This is a genomic window from Flavobacterium sp. (assembly GCF_043720215.1).
Taxonomy (GTDB): domain Bacteria; phylum Bacteroidota; class Bacteroidia; order Flavobacteriales; family Flavobacteriaceae; genus Flavobacterium.
This window is the reverse complement of sequence record NZ_JAYSSZ010000252.1, coordinates 1-7516: the sequence shown is the minus strand read 5'-3', so window position 1 is coordinate 7516 and position 7516 is coordinate 1. Positions and strand designations below refer to the sequence as shown.

The window sequence follows — 7516 nt, the reverse complement described above, 5'->3', positions numbered from 1 at the left end:
AGGAACGAGAAATCTCACTAACTAATTCGTTTTATGAGATTTCTCGTTCCTCGAAATGACAAGTTTAAGGTTTTATTTCAGTTTTTCATTGTTATGATGGCGGTCGTGATCGCGATTTGTTTTTAAATCCAATTTCTTATCGAAAGCAGCTTGTAAATCGATTCCGGTCTGGTTTGCCAAACACAAAACCACAAAAACGACATCAGCAAGTTCTTCGCCTAAATCTTTATTTTTGTCGGACTCTTTTTCGGATTGTTCGCCATAACGGCGAGCAATAATTCGAGCTACTTCACCTACTTCTTCAGTAAGTTGCGCCATATTTGTTAGCTCGTTAAAGTATCGGACACCGTGGTTTTTTATCCAATTGTCTACTTCGAGTTGAGAGTTTTTTAGGTTCATAATTACCCTTTTTTAAGTACTATTCTTTCAGTTTGCTTTTTCATCATTTCTGTAAAAAATGCTTTTATATCTCCATAATATTCTGAAGAAATAATACTTGTGTTAATATCTAATATTGATGAAATTTGAATTTGTTTTCCAGTATTTGAGATATTAAATTTAAAACCAACCATATTGTCAATTAATCCTATATTAATTGGAGACGGAATTGATTCAACAACATAACCATCAGGAATAGTAATAATTATTATACACTTGTCTTGATTAGGATAAGTAAAATCTATAGGATATTCCCTAGTTTCCTGTTTAAAAGGATTTTCCGTTGTTGCTAAAAACAGTAAAGGAGAAAAATACATTTTATCTCCAATAATTTCAATAGTGTTATTGGTTTTGAAAGAATATGTCTCAATAACTGGCTTGTCTAATTCATTTTTATTTGTAACCTCATACTCTGTCACTTCAATATTATTATATTTTTTCTCTAATTTTTCGAGATAAGTCTCTTTTGAAAGATCTGAATATTGATCTCTGAAACTAGATGCATTATAATCTAAATATTGTTCTTTTATTTTTCCATTTACTTCACCATTAGAATCAATAGTTGCCATTAGATTAATGTGGTCTTTTGAAATCATTTTTGGTATTAGATCTACTTGGGCAGAGGATCCATCTTTTCTTATTATTCTTCCCTGCCAATTCAAATCTCTTGTTGGTAAAATATCTGGAACTGAATTTTTGCTTGTTGCATCAAGTAAAATTATGTCATTCTTTATTTCGACACCTGCAATTACATAATTAAAAGCTGTTCTGCTTGGAAACAATGAAATTCCGTTAGATCTTGTACTCAGTAAAACTGGATTTGCATTAATTCCAGCATGTCTAAGCATTGCTGTAAGCATAAGGTTTATTTCTGCCACATTTCCTGTTTTGTCTTGATACGCTTTTTTTACACCATCATCACATGTATATCCATAATATTCGTTCCATTTTATTTTAGACTTTACAAAATTAAAAACAGCTGAAATTTTTTCATCTCTTGTTGTTAATCCTGACATAAGTGCATTTATATCATCTTCAAAATAACCAGTTTTATTAAGTTGAGATCCAAAATCATCATCTTCATAAATTGTTTTTGTTACTGCTTCCCAATTCGTAGAAAATAACTCAAAAGCAGATTGTGGCATTTGTTTCGAGGATAGTTCGTGCTGGACACTTGTAATATAATTATTTATATTATTCACATAAGATTCTTCTTTTAATGCAGGAATGTTATCTAGTTTGTAAGTGGTTTGATTATCAGCATATTCAATGTTTTGTGAGGTGTGATCATATGCTTTTCCTCCAATTCCCGAAATACTTTTCTCGTTTAATGTGATTGTTTTATTAAGTTTAGTTTTAAATTCGATAGGAGTTATAAATCCTTTTCTGTACACATTATAAGTATAATATTCTGGAATATTTGTTGTGTATTCTGAATGATTTACGGGTATAGATTTCTGAAAATCCCAGTCTGGAAAAGTAGATAGATAAGGAGATTTAAGAATGTATTTGTATTCTATAATTGACCCTTCTTTTACGTTAGGCATAGTTATTTTTTTTAGTGACCAAAATTTATTTTTTTTTTCTATAAATTCGCCATCACTTTTTAGTTTTGTTTTTTCGATTGCACCATTTACTAGATTGTAAGTTATAGCTTTTGAAAATGATACATTTTGATCTGTATTGCCTCCTACATAAAAAACGACTGATTTATTTGCCCATTCGTAACCTTCTTTTTTGTATACTTTTATTTTAACCTCGATGTCTGTCAAAACACTAAAGCCGTCTCCTTGCCTATATTCAAAATAAGTCTTCCCTTTTTCGTAAATAATTGCTGCATTGGCTGAAGAATCTTTAGGATGTCTCTTTTCTTGCAATTCTTCAATTGTCACTTTGCCAAGTTCGTATTTTTGAGCATAAATATTGAAGCTAGTTAATAGAATTACTGTTAGGGTAATGATATTTTTATACATTAATTATTATTGTTTTTTTGTTAGTACTAATTTTGAATTATCTGCTTTGGCTATTTGTTCTCTAAATTTTCTGTAATTTTCATAGTCTTCTTTTTGGTAAACTCCTTTGTTTACTAACAGAGAACGTTTGTATATTATTTTTTGTGAATTCAAAATAATTATTTCAGTTTTATACTCTCCAAATTTATCTTTTATTATATAATTTTCAGGTTTTGCATCAATTATATAGTTTTCAGGAATTGTAATTTCAAATTCGTCCTCATCATAAAATCCTCGTTGAATTTCAAAAGGATTAGTTCTTGTTCTATATCGTTGCGGAATGGTTGAATATTGATTAAAAGCATTCAAAGAAAATAATAAAAGTTTTCCGCTCAAGCTTCCATAATTTTGTGCATTAAATTTTAAATTTTCAGTAAATTCTAATTGTTCTTTATTATTATTAAATGATGTTTTCTCTAGTTTTAGATTAGATATTGTCTTTAAATTGGTTTTATAGTATTCTGCTATTTTTTCAGTTGATTCTTTTTCTAAGTGGTACTTGTTGTCATATTGAATTCCTTTAGATATTATTGAAATAGCACAATTAATATTTCCGTTTTCATCTATTGCATAATTTGCTTTTGAGTACTGAGAACTTAATTTTTCATCGTACCCATTTGTTTTAATTATTTCTCCTTTTTCTGGTGAAACAATGAGCGCAAATCTGTCATCAGTAAAATCACCTTCAAAACCAAATGCTTTTGTTTGACTTGTACATTCTAGAAAATAAAATTTATCATTAACAGGTAATGCTAAAATTGCATGATTCCCTTGCATGGAAACGAAATCTTGTTCCATGTTTTTTTTATCAGAACCAGCATTAATTATTGTATAATAAGATGGAATATCTACAATTTTCAACAATGCTCGAGTATAATTTGACAATGCCTTACAATCTCCATAACCTAATCTATCTACATCTTTAGCAAGCATCGGCTTCCAACCGCCAATTCCTAATTGAATACTTACATAGCGTGTTTTATCTTGCACATATTTATAGATAATTTTTGCTTTTTCAATTGTATTAGTTTCGTTCCCTATAAGAGATTTAATTTTTACTTGAGTTTCAATTGGTAATTCATCAGTTCCAGAAAGTAAGTCGTTGTACATCCAAATACCAAATTCTTGCCAGTTTTTAGCAGAACCTTCAACACCTTCGAGGTTAAATTTTTCTAATCCAAATAATACATTTGGAACAATACTTTGAAAAGAAGGAGAGTATTCTTCTTTTTTAATGGATGATAAATTTTCTACCGAAAATAAAATTTTATTTTTGTCTTGAGTCTTTACAATTCCGTTCCCTTCAAAATTGATTTCTTTATACTTAAAACCTAAATTTTCTGGATAAGTTATGTTGATTGTTGATTTTACAATACTTTCATAGAAATCATCTATTGGATACCATGATGGAATAAAAGCAGTATTTGAACTTTCGCTTTCGCTTTGATATATTATTGTAAACGGATATTCTGTGGGAGTATATTCTAGAAAAAGAATCCTATTATCGGTAAAAACAGAAAATCCATCAGCTACACTTTGATCTTTGAAATCTTTACGTTTTATAGATTTTATTTCTTTTCCAAATGCATTATATACTTTTGCTTCAATTGCAATAACTTTATTAGATTTATCATAATATTCTCTTGCATCAATATTATTTAATCCCAACTCATTGTATACTCTAACAGCTTTATATTTTTTTACATTAATATGCTTTTGTGAAGTAATCTCAATATTGATTTCTTGATTTAAGATAACACTATTGGAACTTTCTATTAGATTTTCTGAAACTTTTACGGTTGAGTAATCATTTTTTTGAGCAATTATAAGGTTGTAAAAAAATATAATTATTATTGAGCTTAATTTTAATTTCATTTAGTTGAAGTTTATTAAAAATAGTTTTATTCTCTGTTTTTACTATCTATAATTATTGTTACTGGTCCGTCATTTACTAAAGCAACTTTCATATCTTCTCCAAAAATACCAGTTTGTACTTTTTTACCCAATTCAGTTTCTAACTGCTTGACGAAACTTTCATACAACGGAATAGCTATTTCTGGTTTGGATGCTTTTATATAACTTGGTCGATTTCCTTTTTTAGTAGAAGCATGAAGTGTAAACTGAGAAACGACAATAATTTCGCCGTTTATATCTTTTACCGAAAGGTTCATCACCTCATTTTCATCGGCAAAAATGCGAAGATTTATAATTTTTGATGTTAGCCAATTGATATCTTCTTGACTGTCTGAGTCTTCAATACCAACTAAAACTAATAATCCTTTTTCGATTTTGGCTACAATTTTAGAATCGATTGTTACAGAAGCTTCTGAAACTCTTTGTAATATTACTTTCACTTTTGGCTAATTACTAATGGCTATTGCCTAATTCTTATTCCTCGTTTCATCACTCGCAATTCGGTCATCATTATAAATATCCGTTCGATAAGTCTCATCATCACCTTCTAATATTTTTAGGTAACTATTGTATCGTGAATACGAAATTTCGTCTTTTTCTAGCGCTTCCTTAACAGCGCATTTTGGTTCGTCTTTATGCAAACAGTTGTTAAACTTACATTGGTCTTTGAGTTTAAAAAATTCTGGAAAGTAACCCGAAATTTCTTCTTTTTCCATGTCTACAATTCCGAAGCCTTTTATTCCTGGCGTATCTATAATTTGGGCTCCAAAAGACAAATCGTACATTTCTGCAAAAGTCGTTGTGTGTTGTCCTTGCTTACTTTGTTCGGAAATAGTTTTTGTTTTTAAATGCAAACTAGGTTCCATCGCATTAACTAAAGTTGACTTTCCTACGCCAGAATGCCCAGAAAACATAGTCACTTTGCCTTTCATTATGTCTTTTAGTTCTTCGATTCCTTTTCCTTCAGTCGATGAAACTCTAAGACATTTATAGCCTATTGTTTGATAAATATATTGCATAAACAATTGCTCGTCAAGCATGGCTTCGTCGTAAGTGTCTATTTTATTAAAAACCAAAATGGTTTCTATTCCATAAGCTTCGGCAGTAACTAGAAAACGATCAATAAAATTGGTAGTTGTTGGTGGATTATTAATGGTAATTAACAAAAAAACATAATCTAGATTGGAGGCAATTATATGCATTTGATGCGATAAATTAACCGATTTACGGACGATATAATTTTTTCTATCGTGAATAGTATTAATAACTCCAGTTACAACATCGGAAGAATCATCTAAATCATAATCGACAACATCGCCAACAGCAATTGGGTTAGTACTTTTGATTCCTTTCATTCGGAATTTCCCTTTTATACGACATTCCATAAAATCTCCCTCTGTAGATTTTACGGTGTACCAACTTCCTGTAGATTTATAAACGATTCCTGTCAAAATGAATTATGAATTATGAATTGAATGCAAAATTACGATTAATTCTACAATATAATTTGTGATTTATAATTAGTGTTTATTTATAATTTTCTCTTGGTGTGTAATACTTTCTTGATGAATGGCTTTAAACATTTTTAAGATAAATTCTTCGCTTAATCCTTTTTGTTCTCCTTCTAGAATCATTTTTCCAAGAATTTCATTCCAGCGTTTGTTTTGTAAAACGGCAACATTATTGATTTTTTTGAGTGATCCTATTTGTTCTGAAATTTTCATTCTGTTACCTAAAATTTCTAAAATTTTACTGTCGTATATATCAATATTGGCCCGAAGTTTTATCATTTCAGTGTTATATCCATCTTCTTCAACGGTTGTTTTTTTGACTTTCAAATCTTCAAACATTTTCTTCAAAACCGTCGGGGTTACTTGCTGTGCTGCATCGCTCCATGCATTGTCTGGATCTGTATGTGTTTCAATTATTAATCCATCATAATTCAAATCGAGTGCTTGCTGCGAAACTTCCTGAATCATATCTCGTCTTCCTGTTATGTGCGACGGATCGATTATTAATGGTAAATCTGGAAAACGACTTTGTAGTTCGATTGCAATTTGCCATTCAGGAATGTTTCTATATTTTGTTTTTTCGTAAGTAGAAAATCCTCTATGAATAACTCCTAATTTTTTGATTCCTGCGTTATACAAACGTTCTACACCACCAATCCATAAAGCTAAGTCTGGATTTACAGGATTTTTTACCAATACAATTTTGTCAGTATTTTGTAAAGCATCGGCAATTTCTTGAACTGCAAAAGGGTTTACAGTTGTTCGAGCGCCAATCCACAAAACATCTATACCATATTCTAATGCTAATTTTACATGGCCTGGGCGTCGGAATGGCGGGCGGTCTACGCCCATGCCGGCGGGTCCCAGCAGGCCCTGGCGCTCCTGCGCTCCAAGGGCAACGGCGAGTACGTGTACAACGCGGACCAGTTCCGCTTTGGCAGCCAGTACTTCCGTCGTATCTCATCGAGGCGGGCGCCCCACAACCTGTACACGGATGGCCAGGCCCTGCGCTCTCTGGGGGATGTTCTGAAGGCAAAGGACGGGCCGCTGGAGCCGTTCTCGGCCTTTGCCCCAGATGCGCCCGAGGCGACCCGACCGTACGGTGGTTCCATCAACGTGCGCTATTCGTCCAACGACGTGACCTACCGGTACGACCACGCGACGAACACCTACCTGCGCTCGGTGAGCCGGGAGGGCAAGCAGACCGACGCTGCCGATGACGAGCGGGTCGCCCCCAAGAACGTGATCGTGCTGGTCGTGCGGTTCTCGCCCGTCCCCCGCTCCAAGCTGTTGGACGCCGACCTGATCGGGAGCGGGACGGCATACATCTCCACGAACGGACGGACGGTCCAGGGCACGTGGAAGAAGACCGGCACGACCGAACCCACGCGTTTCTTCGACAAGGCGGGCGCGCCCGCCACCCTGACCGTCGGTCAGACCTTCCTCCAGGTGGTCAGGACCGGGTCCCCGGTCAACATCAAGGCCGGCTCCGCGACTCCGTAGGCCCGCCGGCGACCCTGATCCCCACCGCCGCATAGACGACTCGAGTAGCCTCGGCCACCTGCGCCCACGTTCGATGCTCGGACGCGGCTCGTTCGCGGGTCGCGGCAGCGATCCCGTCGTGGAGCTGGTCATCTGCCC

The 7516-nt window shown here is 34.1% G+C and carries 7 protein-coding genes; 1 reads left to right on the top strand and 6 read right to left on the bottom strand.

Going from position 1 to position 7516, the window contains the following annotated elements:
• Nucleotides 1-72: 72 nt before the first annotated feature.
• The 6 genes from ACHZC3_RS10985 to ACHZC3_RS10960 form a co-directional block, all read right to left on the bottom strand.
• Nucleotides 73-399, bottom strand: a complete 327-nt coding sequence (locus tag ACHZC3_RS10985) for a nucleotide pyrophosphohydrolase (RefSeq protein WP_091475526.1) — start codon at nt 397-399, stop codon at nt 73-75.
• 2 nt (nt 400-401) lie between these two features.
• Nucleotides 402-2411: a transglutaminase domain-containing protein gene (locus ACHZC3_RS10980; protein WP_394759900.1), complete on the bottom strand. Its 2010-nt coding sequence runs from the start codon at nt 2409-2411 to the stop codon at nt 402-404.
• 6 nt (nt 2412-2417) lie between these two features.
• The gene (locus ACHZC3_RS10975; protein WP_394759899.1) at nt 2418-4325 is read right to left on the bottom strand and encodes a DUF3857 domain-containing protein; all 1908 of its coding nucleotides are present in this window, start codon (nt 4323-4325) and stop codon (nt 2418-2420) included.
• A 26-nt stretch (nt 4326-4351) separates the two neighbouring features.
• The gene (dtd, locus tag ACHZC3_RS10970; RefSeq protein ID WP_394759898.1) at nt 4352-4804 is read right to left on the bottom strand and encodes a D-aminoacyl-tRNA deacylase; all 453 of its coding nucleotides are present in this window, start codon (nt 4802-4804) and stop codon (nt 4352-4354) included.
• 27 nt (nt 4805-4831) lie between these two features.
• Entirely contained in the window at nt 4832-5815 is a 984-nt protein-coding gene (gene rsgA, locus ACHZC3_RS10965; RefSeq protein WP_394759897.1) for a ribosome small subunit-dependent GTPase A, read from the bottom strand.
• Nucleotides 5816-5884: 69 nt separating this feature from the next.
• Nucleotides 5885-6727: a chorismate mutase gene (locus tag ACHZC3_RS10960; protein WP_394759896.1), complete on the bottom strand. Its 843-nt coding sequence runs from the start codon at nt 6725-6727 to the stop codon at nt 5885-5887.
• On the opposite strand from ACHZC3_RS10960, the gene ACHZC3_RS10955 reads away from it, so the two are divergent.
• Entirely contained in the window at nt 6689-7378 is a 690-nt protein-coding gene (locus tag ACHZC3_RS10955; protein ID WP_394759895.1) for a DUF3048 C-terminal domain-containing protein, read from the top strand. The two genes, ACHZC3_RS10960 and ACHZC3_RS10955, sit on opposite strands and share 39 nt — an antisense overlap.
• The last annotated feature ends 138 nt before the right edge of the window (nt 7379-7516 follow it).